This window comes from Methylobacterium sp. J-092 (assembly GCF_022829325.1).
In the GTDB taxonomy this organism is placed as follows: Bacteria; Pseudomonadota; Alphaproteobacteria; order Rhizobiales; family Beijerinckiaceae; genus Methylobacterium.
Genome location: NZ_JAKSXU010000200.1, coordinates 105,150 through 122,759, shown reverse-complemented (window position 1 = coordinate 122,759; position 17,610 = coordinate 105,150). Strand labels below are relative to the sequence as shown.

Here is a 17,610-nt window from a genome sequence, read left to right as displayed (position 1 = left end):
CTGGCCTTCGCGGTGCGCCCCGGGGATGCGTCACCATCCACGGACTGAAGGCCCGCGCGCTGCCGCTGGTCGACGGGACGATGATCCGCAACGACGCGACCGGGGCGACGGTGATCGACCTCGGGCCGCCCGGGCGCGACCGCAGCGAGACGACGGTGACCGGGCGCGTGGCCATGCCGCTGCACGGCAAGCGCGGCGAGATCAACGGGGTGCTGCTCGCGGACGGCACGCAGGTGCGGATGCCGCCGCGCGAGGCCGAACGCTGGAACGCCGAGCTCCGGGCCGGGCGCGCCCTGACCGTCCGCGGGGTTCTCGCCCGCAGCGCGCTGGGCACCGTGATCGAGGCGCACGCCATCGCCGCCGCCACCGGCGCGATGACCGAGATCGATCCGGGGCGGCCCCCGCCGCCGGACGCCCCTCCGCCGCCGCCGGACGCCGCGCCGCCGCGCTGACCGACCCACCACCCCTCAGAGAGACGATCATGACGACGACGAACGCCACCGGAACCGTCTGGGCCATCTTCGGGGACCGCTTCGCCATCGAAGGCGCCGACGGGCGACACCTCGCCGACCTCGGGTCGAAGGGGGCCGAGGGCATCGCGCTCCGCGTCGGCGATGCCGTGACGGTGGAGGGCGAGCGCAAGCCGTCGGAGATCAAGGTCGCGCGCCTCACCGCCGCCGACGGCACGGTGCACGCGGTGACGTGGCCGGCGAAGGCTGCGGGTTCGGATGCGGATCCGGCCGCGGCGATCGCCGCCGCGGAGGCCGCCGGCTACCGCGTGACCGGCGAGCCGGAGCGGCGGCCGAAGCACTTCGACGTGCCGGCCGAGAAGGACGGGCAGGCCGTCCGGCTGCACGTCGACCACGACGGCACCGTCCGCAAGCCGAAGCCGGCGGCGGCCGAGGCGGCCTGATCGCAGCCGGGCGGCGGAACACAGGCGCGATCAACGACTTGAGCACCCGGCCGAGCGGAGGCGATCCGCCCGGCCACCCGACCAGCGAGGGCGACGACGTGAGCACGACACAGGCGGGGGCGAGGGACGGCACGGCCGGTTCGATGCCGTCGGCGAAGACCCTGCGCGGGCTCGACGCCCTCAACTTCTTCCTCGCCGACGTGCGCGACGGCCTCGGGCCCTATCTCGCGATCTACCTGATCGCCGTGCGCGGGCCCGACCAGGGCTGGAACGAGGCGACGACGGGCCTGATCATGACGATCGCGGGCATCGCCGGGCTGATCGCGCAGACGCCGGCCGGGATGCTGATCGACGGCACCAACGCCAAGCGCGCCGTGGTGATCGCCGCCGCCCTGGCGGTGACGGCGAGCTGCCTCGCGCTGCCGTTCATCGGCAACTTCTACCTCGTCGCCGCGACGCAGTCGGTCGCCGGCGTCGCCGGGGCGATCTTCCCGCCGGCGCTCGCCGCCATCACCCTCGGGATCGTCGGCCCCAAGATGTTCTCGCGGCGGATCGGCCGCAACGAGGGCTTCAACCACGCCGGCAACGCCGTCTCCGCCGCGCTCGCCGGCGGGCTCGCCTACTTCTTCGGGCCCGTCGTGGTGTTCTGGCTGATGGGGGCGCTCGCCGTCTGCTCCATCGGCGCGATGCTGTTGGTGCCGGCGCGAGCCATCGACGACGACCTCGCCCGCGGCATGACCAAGGAACAGGACGTCGCCGAGGAGGACGCGCCGTCGGGCTTCGCCACCCTGCTGAAGAACAAGCCGCTGGTGCTGTTCGCCGGCCTGTGCGCGCTGTTCCACCTCTCGAACGCGGCGATGCTGACCTCGGTCGGGCAGCTGCTGACGCACCTGTCGGGCAAGGACCACGCGACCTCGCTGATCGCGGTCTGCATCGTCGCCGCGCAATGCGTGATGGTGCCGGTGGCGATGTTCGTCGGCGCCAAGGCCGACGCGATCGGGCGCAAGCCGATCTTCCTCGCGGCCTTCGGCGTTCTGGCCCTGCGCGGCGTGCTCTACACGCTGTCGGACAACCCGTTCTGGCTCGTCGGCGTCCAGCTGCTCGACGGCGTCGGTGCTGGCGTCTACGGCGCGCTGTTCCCGGTGGTGGTGGCCGACCTCACCCGCGGCGGCGGCCGCTTCAACGCCGCGCAGGGGGCGGTGGCGACGGCGCAGGGGCTCGGTGCCGCGTTCAGCGCCACCTTCGCCGGGCTGATCATCGTCTCGGCGGGCTACTCGGCCGCGTTCCTGGCGCTGGCGGCGACCGCCGGGCTCGGCTTCGTCCTCTACCTCGCGCTGATGCCCGAGACCCGCGACGCGACCGCGATCGGAGGCCGCCCGGACGGCGGCCTGCCGGCCGCGATGCCCGCGACCGCTTGATCGGACGGACCCACCCGCAATGTCCGACGCCTCCATGCCGACCGCCGCCGAGCGCGGGACGCCGACCGCCGAACCGCTGGTGTTCCTGCACGTCGGCGACCTGCACCTGACGAAGCCCGACACGCGCAACGCCGCCGACTTCCGCGCGATCCTCGACCAGATCGCAATGATCGCGCCGCAGCACCTGCTCGACTTCGTCTACCTGCCCGGCGACCTCGCCGAGAACGGCTGGGCCTGCGAGTACGCGATCCTCGCCGACGCCCTCGCCCGGCATCCGCACCTGCCGGTGCGCCTGATTCCCGGCGACCACGACCGGCAGCAGGGGGCGATGGCCGACTTCCAGGCGTTCCACGCCGGCCTGGTCGCGTCGCGGGGCCTGCCGGCTCCGACGGTGTGGACGCTGGACCAGCCGCCGGTGGGGTCGCCCGAGGAGACCTGGCCGCCGGCCGAGATCCCGCATTACTGCGCGTGCGAGAATTTTCAGGGCGTCCGCTGCCTGTTCGTCGACATCGTCAGCCCGGGCTACGGCCGGAAGGGCATCGGCCTCGATTTCCGCCTGGGGCCCGACCAGACGCAGTGGCTGAGCGCGGCGCTGACCCAGGCGGCCGAGGACGGCGTTCCCGTCGCGGTGTTCATGCACGCCTACCCCGACGACCTGCGCGAGCCCGACGACCGCCTCGACGTCGCCGGCCTGTTCCGGGCCACGGGCGTGCGCCTCGTGGAGATGGGCCATACCCACTACAACGAGCTCGCCCATGACGGGCGCACCCTCTACGCCGCGGCGCGCTCGGTCGGGCAGAACGAGGACGGCTCGGTCGGCTACGCGGTCGCGGCGATCGACGGCCCGGTCACGAGCTGGCGCTTCAAGGCGCTCGACCGCCCGTGGCCGTTCGTGCTGATCACCAGCCCGGCCGACCGGCGCGTCGCCGCGCGGCCGGCGACGCCCGAGACCTCCGGCATGGTCGCCGACGCGCGCGGGCGGATCGCGGTCCGCGCCGTGGTGCTCTCCGACGCGCCGCCGCGCTACGTGCATGCCCGCGTCGGGACAGGGCCATGGGTCCGCATGGCGCACGCGGGCGGGCGCACCTACGCGGCGTGGCTGGCCTGGCCGCGGGACGCGCGCAGCATCCAGGTCGAGGCGGTGCACGAGGACTGGTCCGGCCACGGGCCCGACTTCGTCGACACCGACGTGATCGAGCCGGTCGTCGCCTTCGACGAGCCCGGCTTCGTGCCCGCGATCCCGGGCAAGCCCGGCAGCGACGTGCCGAATGTCGGCCGCTCGCTCCAGAAGGGCGTGCGCGGCGACCAGCTCGGGCCCAACCGGGCCGGGCGCAAGTGGTGAGCGCCTGACCCAGGATTTCAGGACGAGACGCGCCCCGCGGGGCGCCGGGGGATGCAAGACGTGATCGCTGGACTGGCCATGACACCCAACCTCGCGACCTGGGGGATCGCGGGCGCCGCGACGCTCGGCGTGATCCTGCGGCCGTTCGGATGGCCGGAGGCGATCTGGGCGGCGCTCGGGGCCGTCCTCCTCGTCGTCCTCGGGCTGCTGCCGTGGCACGACGCGCTCGACGGCGTCGCCAAGGGGGCCGACGTCTACCTGTTCCTCATCGGCATGATGCTGCTCGCCGAGATCGCGCGGAAGGAGGGCCTGTTCGACTGGCTCGCGACGATCGCGGTGCGGATGGCCAAGGGCTCGGCCACGCGGCTGTTCCTGCTGGTCTACGTCGTCGGCACGGTGGTGACGGTGTTCCTCTCGAACGACGCCTGCGCCGTGGTGCTGACGCCGGCCGTCTACGCCGCGACCAAGGCGGCGAAGGTCGAGAACCCGCTGCCCTACCTGTTCATCTGCGCCTTCATCGCCAACGCGGCGAGCTTCGTGCTGCCGATCTCGAACCCGGCCAACCTCGTCGTGTTCGCCGACCACATGCCGCCGCTGGGGGAATGGCTCGCGACCTTCGGCCTGCCCTCGGTGCTGGCCATCGTCGCCACCTACCTCGTCCTTCGCGTCACGCAGAACGGCACGCTGAAGCGCCAGGCGATCGCGACCGACGTCGAGGCCGCGTCGCTCGGGCTCGGCGGCAAGGTCGCGGGCGCCGGCATCGTCGCCACCGCGGCCGCGCTGATCGGGTCGTCGGCGGCCGGGATCGAGCTCGGCCTGCCGACCTTCATCGCGGGGCTGGCCACCACCCTCGTCGTCCTCGCGATCAAGCGCAGCGGCCTCGTCGCGGTGGTGAAGGACGTGTCGTGGAGCGTGCTGCCGCTGGTCGCCGGCCTGTTCGTCCTGGTCGAGGCGCTGGAGAAGTCCGGCGTGCTCAAGATGATCGCCGACCAGCTCAAGGCCTACGCCCAGGCCGACCCGGCCGGCACCGCCTGGGGCTCGGGCGTCGTCGTCGCCGTCGGCTCCAACCTCGTCAACAACCTGCCGGCGGGCCTCCTCGCCGGCGCCGCGGTGCACGCCGCGGCCGTCTCGAAGACCATCGCCGCCGCGATCCTGATCGGCGTCGACCTGGGGCCGAACCTCTCGGTCACCGGCTCGCTCGCCACGATCCTCTGGCTCACCGCGATCCGGCGCGAGGGCGAGGATGTCGGCTTCTGGCGCTTCCTCAAGCTCGGCCTGCTGGTGATGCCGCCGGCGCTGGCGCTGGCGCTCGCCGGCCTGCTCCTCGTCTGACGCCTCGGCCAAGCCCTCAGCCCTTCGGATCGGAGATCCCCCCGTGAACGCCGCCCTGCTCTATCCCTTCATCCTCGTCGCCGGCGCCCTGCAGGCGCTCGGCAACTCCATGAACGCCCAGCTGCGGGGGCGGCTGGTGAACCCGTGGCTGGCGGCGACGGTGTCGTTCGCCCCGATCGTGTTCGTGTTCGCGACGTTGTTCTTCATCATGCCGGTGCCGCTCCCGACCCTGGAGACGCTGGGCAAGATGCCCTGGTACGCCCCGCTCGGCGGCGTCGCGGGCGCGGTCGCGGTGTTCGGCGGCCTCGCCTTCATCGACAAGGTCGGCGCCGGGCCGTTCAACGGCCTGACGCTGACGGCCAACATCCTGGCCTCGCTGGCGATGGATGCGTTCGGCCTGTTCGGGCTGCAGGGCGGCGGCTTCAAGCCGATGCCGTGGCTCGGCGGCCTGCTGATGGCCGTCGGCGTCTTCTTCATCGCCCGCACCACCGCCGACACGGGCGGGGAGAAGGACGAGGGCCACGGCCTCAACCCGAAGCTGCTCTACCCGTTCATCGTCGTCGCGGGCATCCTGCAGGCGGTGGGCGTGGTGTGGAACTCCCAGCTGCGCGGCGCCCTGGTGAACCCCTGGCTCGCGGCGACCGTCTCGTTCCTGCCCGTCGTCTTCGTGTTCGCGCTGGTGTTCCTGGTGCGGCCGACGCCGCTCCCGACCCGCGAGGACGTGAAGGGCGTGCGCTGGTGGATGCCGCTCGCCGGCATCACCGGCGCGGTGGCGGTGTTCGGCGGCCTGCTGTTCGTCGACACGGTCGGCGCCGGCGCCTTCAACGGCCTCTTGATCACCGCCAACCTGCTGACCTCGGTGGCGCTCGATCATTTCGGCTGGGTCGGCATGAAGCAGGTCAAGGCCGGCCCGGCGCGGCTCGGCGGCGCCGCGCTGATGGTGGCCGGCATCCTGCTGATCTCGATCTTCTGACGATGCGGCCCCCGGCGGACGGCGCGTCAAACGTCGTCCGGGCCCTCGCTGCCCGTGTCGGGACCCGTGCCTTTGCGCTTGCCTTGCGCGACCGCGCCGGCGCGGATCGCGTCGAGCGTCTGGGTCGGCGTCAGCGCCTGCGGGTCGACGAGGCAGTGCAGCATCGCCGGCAGCCCGGAGGCGAGCGCCCGCTCGAAGGCCGGCGCGAAGTCCTCCGTCCGCTCCACGCGCTCGCCGTGGCCGCCATAGGCGCGGGCCAGCGCCGCGAAATCCGGGTTGCGCAGCCGCGTGCCGGAGACGCGGCCGGGATATTCGCGCTCCTGATGCATGCGGATGGTGCCGTACATGCCGTTGTCGAGCACCACGACGACGACCGGGATCGCGTATTGCACGGCGGTCGCGAACTCCTGGCCGGTCATCAGCAGGTCGCCGTCGCCCGCGAGCGCGACCACGATGCGCTCGGGGTGCGTGCGCTTGGCCATGATCGCGGCGGGCACGCCGTAGCCCATCGAGCCCGAGGTCGGCGCGAGCTGGGTGCGGAAATCCCGGAACCGGTAGTAGCGGTGGATCCAGGTGGCGAAGTTGCCCGCCCCGTTGCAGAGGATCGCGTCGGCCGGCAGCCGCCCGCGCAGGAAGGTCACCGCCTCGCCGTACTGGAAGGCGCCGGGCGTCGCCGCCGGTCGCTCCGACCAGTCGCGGTAGCTCGCATGCGCCGCGACCGCGCGTCCACGCCGCGCCGCGACGGCCGGCGGCGATGCCTGGAGCGCCGCGAGCAGCGGGCCGGGCGCGGCCTGGATCGCCAGGGCCGGCTGGTAGACCCGGCCGAGCTCGTTCGCGTCCGGGTGGGCGTGGACCAGCGGCAGGCCGGGATCGGGGATGCCGAGCAGGCGATAGGACTGCGCCGGCATCTCCGAGAGCCGGCCGCCGATCATCACCAGCAGGTCGGCCGCGCGGATGCGGGCGACGAGGGCCGGGTTCGGGCCGATGCCGAGCTCGCCAGCGTAGTGCGGATGGTCGGCCGGGAAAAGGTGGGCGCGCCGGAACGAGGTCGCCACCGGCAGGTCCTCGGCCTCGGCGACGGCGACGAGGTCGTCGCGCGCGGCCTCGTTCCAGCGCGATCCGCCGACGAGGACGATCGGGCTTTGCGCGCCGTCGAGCCTCCGGCGCAGGTCGGACACGTCCTCCGGGCGGGGTGCGGGCTCCGCCGGCTCGACGGGCCCCGCATCGGCGACCGCGACCGCGTCGTCGAGCATGTCCTCCGGCAGCGCCACCACCACCGGGCCGGGGCGCCCCTGCATCGCCGTCCGGAAGGCGCGGGCCACGAGTTCGGGGATGCGCGCGGCGTCGTCGATCTCGACCACCCACTTGGCCACGGTGCCGAACATCGCGCGGTAGTCGATCTCCTGGAACGCGTCGCGGTCCCGCATCGCGCGGGCGACCTGGCCGACGAACAGGATCATCGGCGTCGAGTCCTGCTGCGCCACGTGCAGGCCGGACGCGGCGTTGGTGGCGCCGGGGCCGCGGGTGACGAAGCAGATGCCCGGCCGGCCGGTGAGCTTGCCCGCCGCCTCGGCCATCATCGCGGCCCCGCCCTCCTGCCGGCAGACCAGCACGTCGACGTCCGTGTCGTAGAGCGCGTCGAGCACGGCGAGGTAGCTCTCGCCGGGGACGCAGGTCAGGCGCCCGACGCCCTGCGCCAGGAGCTGGTCGACGAGCACGCGCGCGCCGGTTCGGGTTCGGGCCATCGGCGGTTTCCTCGTGCGGACCGGAGCGGTCGCCCTCGCGCGGGGAAGTCTGGTTCGCCGGGCGTCGAAGGCAAGGCCGCAGCCTGCGCGCGGCGGCGGGAGACGAGGCCGTCGCGAACATGCTCGGCCTCCGTTCGAGGCCCGGCCGCGCGGGGCGGCCCTGTCAGTCGGTCGCGTCGTCGGCGCCGGACACCGCATCGCGGAAGCGAAGCAGCCGGGCGCGGGCCGAGTGCGAATCCGCCTCGGGTGCGTCGCCGTCCGGACGAAGGGCGGCGGCCTCGTCGAGATTGGTGGCGTGCTGCGCCCGCACGAGCGGTGCGCCGATCGCGGCCATCAGGATCCGCAACCCGTCGATCCAGTCCTCGACCTCGGCCAGCGAGGCGAAGCCCTCGCGCCGATACGTCTTGTCGGGTGCGAGCGTGGCGACGGCGTCGAACAGGCCGTCGTCCCGGTCGTGAATGCGATAGGAAACCAAGCGAGGCATGACGAATAGATACCTCAACCTTCCCCGTGCGAGAAGGTTGCCCGTGAGGAAATCGGACGCGATGGTATCGGTTCCGACCTTCAGGCAGCGCATTCGGGTCGCACGGTCCCGTGATCCGCGAAGCTCAGCATCCGGGCGCGATTGCCTGAGCCCGTGATGCGCGGCACGGTGATTCCGAAGGATGGGGCGTTGCTTGCCGAGGCAACGATTTCTGAAGTCGCTCGCGACCGCGCCCCGTTCATCACCGGCTCAGAATTTAATATGCAATTACCTTAGACTGGCTCAAAAGAGCTTGACCGTAAGAACCTTGGGACGCTCCATCGGCATGACGCACGCCATCTCCAACGGTCGGGACGAAACCTTCGAGACCGAGCTGAACGAGGTCGACGTCGCGGCCGCGGTCCGCAACCATCTCGGCGGCGAGCTGCGCGCCTACTTTGCCCTGCCGACCGGCGATGCCCTGCCGGAACCGCTCCTCGTGCTGGTGCGCCGCTTCGAGGCGGTGCTGGCGAGCCGCGGCGAGACGCCAACCACGGCGTTTCGCGACGACCTGATGGCGGTGCTTCCGGCTTTGCGCACCTTCGCGTTCTCGCTCGTCGGCGACATGAGCCGGACCGACGACCTGGTCCAGGAAACGCTGATGAAGGCGTGGATGAACCAGCACCGGTTCCAGCCGGGCTCGAACCTGGTCGCGTGGCTGTTCACGATCATGCGCAACCAGTTCTACACCGAGATCCGCAAGCGCAAGCGCGAGGTCGAGGATGCGGACGGGGTCCAGGCCGGCAAGCTCACCGCCGTGCCCGATCAGGAGGACGTCGTCACCCTGAAGCGGCTCTACGCGGTGATGGAGACGCTGCCGGCGACGCAGCGGGAGGCGCTGCTCCTCGTCGGGGCCGAGGGCCTGACCTACGAGGAGGCGGCGGTCCGGCTGCAGTGCCAGGTCGGCACGGTGAAGAGCCGGGTCAGCCGGGCCCGCGGACAGCTCGCCGGCCTGCTCGGGCTCGAGCGGGAGCCGCCGCCGCGTCACGCGCCCTGACGCGCGGCGGCGCCCGGCCGCCCGGAGAGCGGTCCAATGCCGCGTCGGGTGGCGGCGGCCGCGCGGGGCGCCACTTCGGGTCTCGGCGACCGTCCAGCCGGGCTCGAGCGACCCAGGATCCATGGCGACCTACTTCACGGCCGACACGCATTTCGGCGATGCCGACCTCGTCCGGCGCCGGCGCAGCGCCTTCGGGTCGGTCGAGGACCACGACGAGGCGCTGGTCGCACGCTGGAACGCGCGCGTCGGCGCCGACGACGAGGTCTGGCACCTCGGCGACTTCGCCGCCGAGGCGAGCCGCACGCATTGCGCCGCGATCTTCCGGCGGCTGAACGGCGTGAAGCGGCTGGTGCGCGGCAACCACGACACCAACCGCGTGCTCGACCTGCCCTGGGCCGAGCCGCCGGTGGACAGCGCCCGCATCAGCGTGATGGATGCCGCCGGCCGCCCGCAGCGCCTGTTCCTGTCGCACTACCCGCATCGCTCGTGGCCGGGCTTCTGGCGCGAAACCCGGCACCTCTACGGCCACACCCACGCCTGCCTGCCCGACACCAGCCGATCCTGCGACGTCGGCGTCGACGCGCAGGATTACCGACCGGTCGACCTCGCCGAGGTGCTCGCCCGCCAGGACGCCGCCGAACAGGCGCCCGAGGAGATGGCGATCCGCGGCCTGCGCTGAGACGCGCCTGCGCCGGCCCGCCGGCGTCAATCGGCCGGGACGAAGCGCAGCGTGCCCGCGCGCCGGGTCGGCTGGCCGGTGTCGCTGGTGTGGTTGATCCCGTCCATCACCGGAACCTCCGCGAAATCGAACGGGCTGACCCCGTCGAGGCAGGCGACGTTGACGGCGTACAGGGTCCGGTCGGACCGGCGCTGGTGATGGGTGTAGACCCCGCAGCGCGCGCAGAAGAAGTGCTGCGCCGTGCCGGTGTGGAAGCGGTAGCGCGTCAGCGCCGCCTCGCCCTCCAGGATCTCGACCCCGCCCATCGCCGCCATCGCGACGACGGCGCCGCGCATCCGGCAATAGGAGCAGGTGCAGCGGCGGATCGACCGGAAGCCGTCGCCGAGCGTCGCCGAGAACCGGACCGCGCCGCAATGGCACCGGCCCGTCAGGGTCGTCGTGTCGTTCGCCATGTCGCCTCCGTCGTCCACTCCCGATCACGCGCGCCGCGGCCTCGGTGGTCCGCCCCGGCCGGATCACCACGCCAGGCATGCCGCGCCGAGGGCGACGGCGAGGCAGGACGCGATCCGCCGCGGGCTCAGTTCCTCGCCGAGTAAGAGCCGTCCGATGAGGGCGGCGTAGACCACGCTGGTCTCGCGCAGGGCCGAGACCGCCCCCATCGCGTCGGACTGCATCGCCCAGATCACGATGCCGTAGGCGAGCAGCGAGACCAGGCCGCCGGCGAGCGCCATCGCGGTCTGCGCGCCGGTATAGGCCGGCGGCGTCCCGCGCATCGCCCAGTAGAGCGGCGGCATGGTCAGGCTCCACAGCAGGAACATGCTCGCCGCGTAGGACAGGCTGTTCCCCGACAGCCGCACCCCGATGCCGTCGACGACGGTGTAGGCCCCGATCAGCGATCCGGTGGTGAGCGCGGCCGGGACGAAATCCGCCCGCATCCGCCCCTGGAAGGCGAGGGACAGGATGCCGCCCGAGACCAGGACGATGCCGAGGACGGCGACCGCGCCGGGCGTCTCGTGCGCGAACACCGCGGCGCCGAGGGCGACGAGGACGGGCGATGAGCCGCGCGAGATCGGGTAGGTCTGCCCGAGGTCGCCCGAGCGATAGGTCCGCACCAGGGAGAGGTTATAGGCGGTGTGGATCAGCGCGGAGGCGATCACGTAGGGCCAGCTCGCCGCGTCCGGCCACGGCAGGAGCGCGACCGCGACCGCCGAGACGGCGGCGACGGCGATCATCATCAGGGTCATCGACCACAGCCGGTCGCTGCCGCCGCGCAGCACCGCGTTCCAGCCGGCATGGAGGATCGCGGCGCCGACGACGCAGGCGAGGACGAGCGGGGTCATGCGCGGTCGCCGGGCATGGGCGTCACGACCGCCGCGCCGGCGCTAGCCGGGGCGACAGCGCGAGCATCAGCGGGATCACGGCGAACGCCGTCGCCGCGGCCGCCATCGCCGCCCAGCCGGGCCCGACCGCATCGCCGAGCGGCCCGTAGAGCAGGGGCGTCGCCAGCGCGCTGCCGCCGAGGGTGCAGGTGTAGAACACGGCGAAGGCGCGCTCGACGCGCCCGCCCGGCGCGAGCTCCGGCACCGTGCCGTAGAGGACGGAGGAGGTGCCGTTCAGCAGCAGGCCGAGCAGCGGCAGCACGGCGATGGCTGGCGCGAGCGGCAGGGCGACGACGGCGAGGATCGCCGCCGCCGTCCCGGCCTCGGTGGCGATCACGCTCGGCGTCACGCCGAAGCGGGCGCCGAGACGGCCGAACGCCGCCTTGCCCAGCGCGCCGCCCACCGCGACGAGGGCGAACGCGATCCCGACGGTTGCGAGCGCCGCCCCCTTCGCCTGGAGCAGGAACGGCAGGTAGATGAGGAAGGCCGGCCGCGCCGCGTTGTCGAGCATGCCGATCGCCACCAGCAGCCCGAACCCGGCCCGGCCCTCCCGCGCGCCGCCGGCCGGGGTCGCCTGCGGCTCGCCCGGCTCGGCTTCGCGCGACGCCGGCTCACGCGGCAGCAGGACGGCGACGGCGATCGCGACCGCGGCACCGAGGCCGGCGACGATCCACAGCACGGCGCGCCATTCGGTGCGGAGGAGGAGGAAGCCGACGAGGGGCGGCAGCGCCGCCTTCCCGAGGTCGCCGGTGAAGTTGTAGGTGCCGAGCGGCCCGCGCGCGGCCTTTCCATACGCCCGGGCGATGACCGCCGAGGCGAGCGGATGCTGCGTGCTGCTGCCGGCCCCCGAGAGGGCGAGGGCGAGGCACAGGGTGACGAGGCCGCCCGACGCGCCGGCGAGGGCGTAGCCGGCCGCGCCGAGCAGCGTCCCGAGCACCAGCACGGTGCGCAGGCCGAGCCGGCGGGCGACGGCGGTGGCCGGCATCTGCAGCCCGGCCAGCGCGCCGACGTAGAGCGAGCGCAGCACGGCCAGCGCGACGTAGCCGAGGCCGAACTCCGCCTGCCACACCGGCAGCAGCACGTAGATCAGGTCGGTGTAGCCGTCGTGGAGCGCGTGGTTCAGGCCGACCACCGCGAGCGAGCGCCCCGCCTCCGCGACCTGAGCCGGCTCGGATGGGGCGGCGAGGTTCAGTGGGCGCGCGGAGTGGCTGTCCGTGTTGCTGGCCGTGTTCATGGCCGGCAGGATGCCGTCCTCGCCGCTGGCTGACAAACGCCTTATGTTGACGTGCGTGTGAGGAAAGCTGACGCGCATGCATCGCCGACTGCCGCCGCTCAACGCGCTCAAGGCGTTCGAGGCCGCCGGCCGGCACCAGAGCTTCACGCTGGCCGCGTCGGAACTCGGCGTGACGCACGGTGCCGTGAGCCGGCACGTCCAGGCGCTCGAGGCCTGGCTCGGGACGCCGCTGTTCGAGCGCCACAACCGTCGCGTCGTCCTGACGGAAGCCGGGCGGGGCTACCTCGCCGAGATCGGGGCCGCCCTCGACCGCGTCGCGCTCGCGACCGCGCGGCAGATGGAGCGGGGGCAGGCGCGCGTGCTGCACGTGAACGCGCTCGCGACCTTCACGCTGCGCTGGCTGATCCCGCGCCTCTCGGCCTTCCAGCGCGGCAACCCGGCGATCGAGGTCCGGCTGACCACCTCGAACGTGCCGCTCGCCCACATCGTCGAGCCGTTCGACGTCGCGATCCGCGGCGGGCCGGACACGTGCCCCGGCTATGTCCGTCAGCGTTTCCTGACCGAGCGGCGCATCCCCGTCTGCAGCCCGGCGCTGCTGCAGCGCCTGCCGCTCCGCACGCCGGCGGACCTGGAGCGCCACACGCTGCTGCACGCGGCGACGCTGCCCGAGGTGTGGCCGCACTGGCTGCAGGCCGCCGGCGTGCCGAACCTCGGCCCGGCGCGCTCGGTGACGCTGGAGCACTTCTACCTCACGCTGCAAGCCGCCCTCGACGGGCTGGGCGTGGCGATGGGGCCGGAGCGGTTGATCGCCGACGACGTGGCGGCCGGCCGGCTGACGCTGCCCTTCGACGGCCCGGCGCTGCCGGCGCGCAGCTACCACGCCTACGTCCCGGAGGCCCGCGCCGAGGACCCGGCCGTGCGCGCCTTCTGCGACTGGCTTCCGAAGGCCGCCTGAGCCTCGCCGACGGAAGCCCGCCGCATGCAACCGGACTGACGCTGGATACCGACGACGCGCATTAGCGGTTGCCATCCGGACGCGGCCTCGGGCATGGCGGGGCGACGACGATGAGCCGGCCTCCGGGGGCGGAGCCGGGCGGCGGGGTGGCGATGGCGATCAATCAGGAAGCAGTCGAGCGGCTCGCGGAAGCCTCCGCCCTGCGGGTGCTCGTCCAGACGGTCGCGGTGCTGGTGTTCGAGCAGAGCGGCCTGCCGCCGGACCGGGTGCGCGCGCTCGGGCGCAGCCTCAGCGCCGAGATGTCGGACATCGAGATCCCCGGCGCCGGCGGTCCCGACCTCGACGCCATCCGTCAGGCGAATGCGCAGGCGGTGGTGGCCGCCTTCGAGAGCGTCGCCGAAGCGATGCGGGACGGCGGCGCGGCGACCTCCGGCGCCTGACCGGTTCCGGACCGGCCGCGGCGCCTCCGGATCGGCGTCGGCGAGGATGCCGACGGCCACGTTGCGTGCGGTCCCGATCACGGCCGACGCCGCCGACGAAGCGGCTTCCCGCCAGCGTATCGCGACCCGGCACAGCCGGCACGATCGCCGCAGCGCGCGGCGCCGCCGGCCCTCAAGCCCCGGCCGGGTCCATCGCGCGGCGAACGAGCGCCCCCATTCAGCAGCAGCGCGCCGACGGAACATCGCGTCTCGCCGATGACGTTCCCCCGACCTGCGGAAGTGCGCGTCACGGACGATCTCAGCCGAGACAATCGCCTTGAAACACTTTTTCTGTATTATCTATATTTGATAAATCGAAATTCTGTCTCAGAATATACTGCTATTCTGAGTGCCGCATCACGAAACTATTCGGACGATCGTCGGCGATATTCGTCGGGTCCGACGATCGCGGAAAAGTGATGCCTGCCATCGTCGCGGGATTCGGGCAAAACAGATAGCTCCTTTTGCATAGATAAAAGTCGATCGTTGCAGCGGTAGAAAAGTCGGAAGCTACAACCAACTTACGATTGTTTCATGAGATGTGGCACGATTCAGTAACGTTCGGCATCCCCTCGCGCGGATACGCCGAGGGTCGCGGATCGAAACGTCGGGGATCTTGGATCAGCTCGATCCGTGTCCTCGAAGCGCCTCGCGACGGGGGCCGCCGCAGGTCTTTCGACAGGCGTTGCATGCAGCCGAAGAGATCGCGGCTCGGAGATCCCGATCCTCACGTCCTTCGCGGAATGATCGTCGGTGCGGTCGGGAGATAGGCCAGGGCAAGAACAGGGCACGATGAAGGGCAAGGCGAATTCGAGGTCGGGGATCTGGCGACCCAGGGGACGCATAGCCGAGTCGATCGGCTCCGCGACGAACGTCCGGGATTTCAACGATCGGGACATGGTCCCGGTGCAGTTCGAGATCGGGCGGTCGTCCGAGATCAAGATCGAGCTCGTCGGCAGCCAGAGCGATCTGCTCAGTTTCTGGGACGTGAGGTCCGTCGGCCCCTACAGCAGAAGGCCGAAATCCGCTTACGACATCGTGACGATCAACTTCACGTTGGGCGGGCATACGAACTACGTTTTCCAGGACGGTCGTGCCATGGGGGCGCCGACGACCGCGATCCTCGCCGATCATCAGGATCTGAGCGATGCGCAATCGTCGGACGGGTTCCACCTGTTCGGCTGCTCGATCTCGAAACAGGCGTTGACGACCATCAACGCGGCTCTGACCGGCGGCGAAGCGACCGGTTTCCCGCCCTTCGCCCGGGGCGCCGACATGGGGGCGCCCGGCATCAGAGCCTTGTACTGCGCGATGCGGCAGATCTATCGCCGATGCCTCGAGGTCGAGCCTTCGGGCGATCACACCCTGGCGCTGATGCAGGAGATCCTGGGGTATCAACTGCTTTCGGCCTGGCCGAGGCGGGCGGAGGCGATCGCCGACGTCCGGCGGCAGGCCCGGCCGTCGCGCCTGAGCCTCGCGAAGGACTATATTCAGACGTATCTCGCCACGCCCCTGGCGTTGAGCGACATCGCCGCGGCCGCCGGGCTGAGCGTCCGCGGGTTGCAGGACAACTTCCGCCGGTCGGTCGACCAGACGCCGTTCCAATACATCATCCAGCAGCGCCTGATGCGCGTCCACGAAGATCTCGTCGCGACTTCGAACATGAATCTCTCCGTCGGAGACATCGCAAGACGGTGGGGCTTCGTCCACATGAGCGATTTCGGGCAGCGCTATCGCCGCATGTACGGGTGTGCACCGACCCAGACCCGTCGCGAAGCATCCGGTCGCCCCTGACCACCGACATCCCGTCGCGGACGAGGCGGGGATGCCGCGGTGGGACCCAGGATCACCCAATGTTCAACCAGAGGTATGGAAAGTCGCGGAAAGTATCAATTTTGCGATGCGTAGTATCATAAACGTGATCTCGTCGGCGGATCGTCATGTCGACGTCAATTCTGACAGGAGTATAAGCCGGTCTTAACTATTTATAGTCTAGGTTGTGCCTGGAATTCATCGCCTGCCCGTACGAATTCTCGCCTCGAAGGACGAGCACGCTGGGAAGCCGATGATTGGACGGGGGGACGGCATGTTGACATTTCGAAATCATCGCGCCTCGATCGCGGCGGATCTGCTGGACAAATCGCAGGCCGTGATCGAGTTCGACCCCGGCGGCAAGATCCTCACCGCCAACGCCAACTTCCTCGCGGTGATGGGATACGGCCTCGACGAGATCCAGGGGCGGCATCACAGCCTGTTCGTCCCGCCGTCATACGCGACCAGCGAGGCGTATCGGCAGTTCTGGGCGGATCTGGCGCAGGGCAAGTCGCAACAGGCCGCCTTCAGGCGCATCGCCAAGGGAGGCCGCGAGGTCTGGGTCCAGGCCTCCTACAACCCCGTGCTCGACCGCGCCGGCAAGACCGTCAGGATCGTGAAGTTCGCGACCGACGTCACCGCCCACAAGCAGGAAGCGCTGGAGCTCGAGGGCCAGATCGCCGCCCTGCACCGGTCGCAGGCCGTGATCGCCTTCGAGCCCGACGGCACGATCCTCACCGCCAACGCGAACTTCCTCGATGCCGTCGGCTACCGGCTCGACGAGGTGAAGGGCCAGCACCACAGCATGTTCGTCACCGAGGCGGATCGCGCCACGGCCGCCTACCAGGAGTTCTGGAAGGCGCTCGCCCGCGGGGAATACCAGTCCGCCGAGTACCTTCGGATCGGCAAGGGCGGACGCGAGGTCTGGATCCAGGCGACCTACAACCCCGTCACCGATGCGGAGGGGCGCACGGTCAAGGTCGTCAAGTTCGCGACCGACATCACCGAGCAGGTGCGCGAGCGGCAGCGCCGCGTCGAAGCGCAGCGGGCGATCGGCACGGATCTCGATGCGATCGGCGCGGCGACCGAGGACGTCATGCGGCAGACCTCGGAGGCGGCCACCACGGTGGCGCGCGTTTCCGGCGACATCCAGAGCGTGGCCTCGGGCGCGGAGGAGCTCTCGGCCTCGGTCGGCGAGATCAGCCAGCAGGTCAGCCACGCCGCTCAGATCGCCGGCCAGGCCGTCCATCAGACCGAGCGCACGGGCAACATCGTCGCCGGCCTGAGCAGCCAGGCCGCCCAGATCGGCGACGTCGTCGCCCTGATCCAGGGCATCGCCGCCCAGACCAACCTGCTCGCGCTGAACGCCACGATCGAGGCGGCCCGCGCCGGGGCGGCGGGCAAGGGCTTCGCCGTGGTGGCGGCCGAAGTGAAGGCGCTGGCCGAGCAGACCGGCAAGGCCACGGATCAGATCCGGGGCCAGATCGTCGCGACGCAGAACGCCACCCGCGATGCCGTCGACGCGATCGCCTCGATCCAGACCACGATCCAGACGCTCAACGACGTGTCGAACGCGATCGCGGCGGCGGTCGAGGAGCAGTCCGCGGTGACGCAGGAGATCTCGGGCAGCATGCAGACCGCCTCGCGCGGCGTGTCGGTGATTGCGTCGGGCATGGACATGATCGCCCAGGCTAGCGAGCGGGTGGATCACGCGACGCGGCAGGTCCGCGAAGCGTCGCGGGCGCTGGGATGATCTCGAGCATGGATCTGCCGCTCCCGGCGCCAGACCTCGAGATGATGGGGGAGGTCTATCTGTAATCTGTCCAAGA

Annotated in this window: 16 protein-coding genes and 1 pseudogene; 12 read left to right on the top strand and 5 right to left on the bottom strand. The window is 71.4% G+C overall.

Annotation, left to right across the window (positions count from 1 at the left end; translation table 11 throughout):
- From MKK60_RS24705 to MKK60_RS24680, 6 genes and pseudogenes are all read left to right on the top strand, one after another.
- Nucleotides 1-452 (top strand): annotated as a pseudogene (locus MKK60_RS24705) (hypothetical protein); the annotation flags it as partial.
- 29 nt (nucleotides 453-481) lie between these two features.
- Entirely contained in the window at nucleotides 482-913 is a 432-nt protein-coding gene (locus tag MKK60_RS24700; RefSeq protein WP_243988907.1) for a hypothetical protein, read from the top strand.
- A 143-nt stretch (nucleotides 914-1,056) separates the two neighbouring features.
- Nucleotides 1,057-2,331 (top strand): MFS transporter, encoded by a 1,275-nt coding sequence (locus MKK60_RS24695; RefSeq protein ID WP_147728237.1) that lies wholly within the window; start codon nucleotides 1,057-1,059, stop codon nucleotides 2,329-2,331.
- Between the two features lie 19 nt (nucleotides 2,332-2,350).
- On the top strand, nucleotides 2,351-3,673 hold the full coding sequence (locus tag MKK60_RS24690; protein ID WP_243988906.1) for a metallophosphoesterase family protein: 1,323 nt from the start codon (nucleotides 2,351-2,353) through the stop codon (nucleotides 3,671-3,673).
- A gap of 78 nt (nucleotides 3,674-3,751) precedes the next feature.
- The gene (locus MKK60_RS24685) at nucleotides 3,752-5,005 is read left to right on the top strand and encodes an arsenic transporter (protein WP_243988905.1); all 1,254 of its coding nucleotides are present in this window, start codon (nucleotides 3,752-3,754) and stop codon (nucleotides 5,003-5,005) included.
- 43 nt (nucleotides 5,006-5,048) lie between these two features.
- Nucleotides 5,049-5,978, top strand: a complete 930-nt coding sequence (locus tag MKK60_RS24680) for a DMT family transporter (RefSeq protein ID WP_147728234.1) — start codon at nucleotides 5,049-5,051, stop codon at nucleotides 5,976-5,978.
- Between the two features lie 26 nt (nucleotides 5,979-6,004).
- Here the strand turns inward: MKK60_RS24680 and MKK60_RS24675 are convergent, their stop codons facing one another.
- Both MKK60_RS24675 and MKK60_RS24670 read right to left on the bottom strand, forming a co-directional pair.
- Nucleotides 6,005-7,723 carry a thiamine pyrophosphate-binding protein gene (locus MKK60_RS24675; RefSeq protein WP_243988904.1) on the bottom strand — a complete coding sequence of 573 codons (1,719 nt, stop codon included), beginning with the start codon at nucleotides 7,721-7,723 and terminating at the stop codon, nucleotides 6,005-6,007.
- Nucleotides 7,724-7,886: 163 nt separating this feature from the next.
- Nucleotides 7,887-8,207, bottom strand: a complete 321-nt coding sequence (locus tag MKK60_RS24670; RefSeq protein WP_243988903.1) for a hypothetical protein — start codon at nucleotides 8,205-8,207, stop codon at nucleotides 7,887-7,889.
- Nucleotides 8,208-8,532: 325 nt separating this feature from the next.
- Between MKK60_RS24670 and MKK60_RS24665 the strand changes: the two genes are divergently transcribed.
- Nucleotides 8,533-9,243 carry a sigma-70 family RNA polymerase sigma factor gene (locus MKK60_RS24665; protein ID WP_243988902.1) on the top strand — a complete coding sequence of 237 codons (711 nt, stop codon included), beginning with the start codon at nucleotides 8,533-8,535 and terminating at the stop codon, nucleotides 9,241-9,243.
- 121 nt (nucleotides 9,244-9,364) lie between these two features.
- A complete protein-coding gene (locus tag MKK60_RS24660; RefSeq protein ID WP_243988901.1) occupies nucleotides 9,365-9,922 on the top strand; it encodes a metallophosphoesterase in 558 nt (185 codons plus the stop codon).
- Nucleotides 9,923-9,948: 26 nt separating this feature from the next.
- Here MKK60_RS24660 and MKK60_RS24655 read toward each other — a convergent pair whose 3' ends face one another.
- From MKK60_RS24655 to MKK60_RS24645, 3 genes are all read right to left on the bottom strand, one after another.
- Complete coding sequence (locus tag MKK60_RS24655; protein ID WP_147729667.1) at nucleotides 9,949-10,374, bottom strand: GFA family protein; 426 nt, start codon at nucleotides 10,372-10,374, stop codon at nucleotides 9,949-9,951.
- Nucleotides 10,375-10,437: 63 nt separating this feature from the next.
- A complete protein-coding gene (locus tag MKK60_RS24650) occupies nucleotides 10,438-11,262 on the bottom strand; it encodes an EamA family transporter (RefSeq protein ID WP_243988900.1) in 825 nt (274 codons plus the stop codon).
- Between the two features lie 22 nt (nucleotides 11,263-11,284).
- Nucleotides 11,285-12,535: an MFS transporter gene (locus MKK60_RS24645; protein ID WP_243988899.1), complete on the bottom strand. Its 1,251-nt coding sequence runs from the start codon at nucleotides 12,533-12,535 to the stop codon at nucleotides 11,285-11,287.
- A 76-nt stretch (nucleotides 12,536-12,611) separates the two neighbouring features.
- Between MKK60_RS24645 and gcvA the strand changes: the two genes are divergently transcribed.
- The 4 genes from gcvA (at nucleotide 12,612) to MKK60_RS24625 (ending at nucleotide 17,534) form a co-directional block, all read left to right on the top strand.
- Nucleotides 12,612-13,490, top strand: a complete 879-nt coding sequence (gcvA, locus tag MKK60_RS24640) for a transcriptional regulator GcvA (protein WP_243988898.1) — start codon at nucleotides 12,612-12,614, stop codon at nucleotides 13,488-13,490.
- 110 nt (nucleotides 13,491-13,600) lie between these two features.
- Nucleotides 13,601-13,930 (top strand): hypothetical protein, encoded by a 330-nt coding sequence (locus MKK60_RS24635; RefSeq protein WP_147729600.1) that lies wholly within the window; start codon nucleotides 13,601-13,603, stop codon nucleotides 13,928-13,930.
- Between the two features lie 831 nt (nucleotides 13,931-14,761).
- The gene (locus tag MKK60_RS24630) at nucleotides 14,762-15,763 is read left to right on the top strand and encodes an AraC family transcriptional regulator (RefSeq protein WP_147841906.1); all 1,002 of its coding nucleotides are present in this window, start codon (nucleotides 14,762-14,764) and stop codon (nucleotides 15,761-15,763) included.
- A gap of 292 nt (nucleotides 15,764-16,055) precedes the next feature.
- The gene (locus MKK60_RS24625; protein WP_147727094.1) at nucleotides 16,056-17,534 is read left to right on the top strand and encodes a PAS domain S-box protein; all 1,479 of its coding nucleotides are present in this window, start codon (nucleotides 16,056-16,058) and stop codon (nucleotides 17,532-17,534) included.
- The last annotated feature ends 76 nt before the right edge of the window (nucleotides 17,535-17,610 follow it).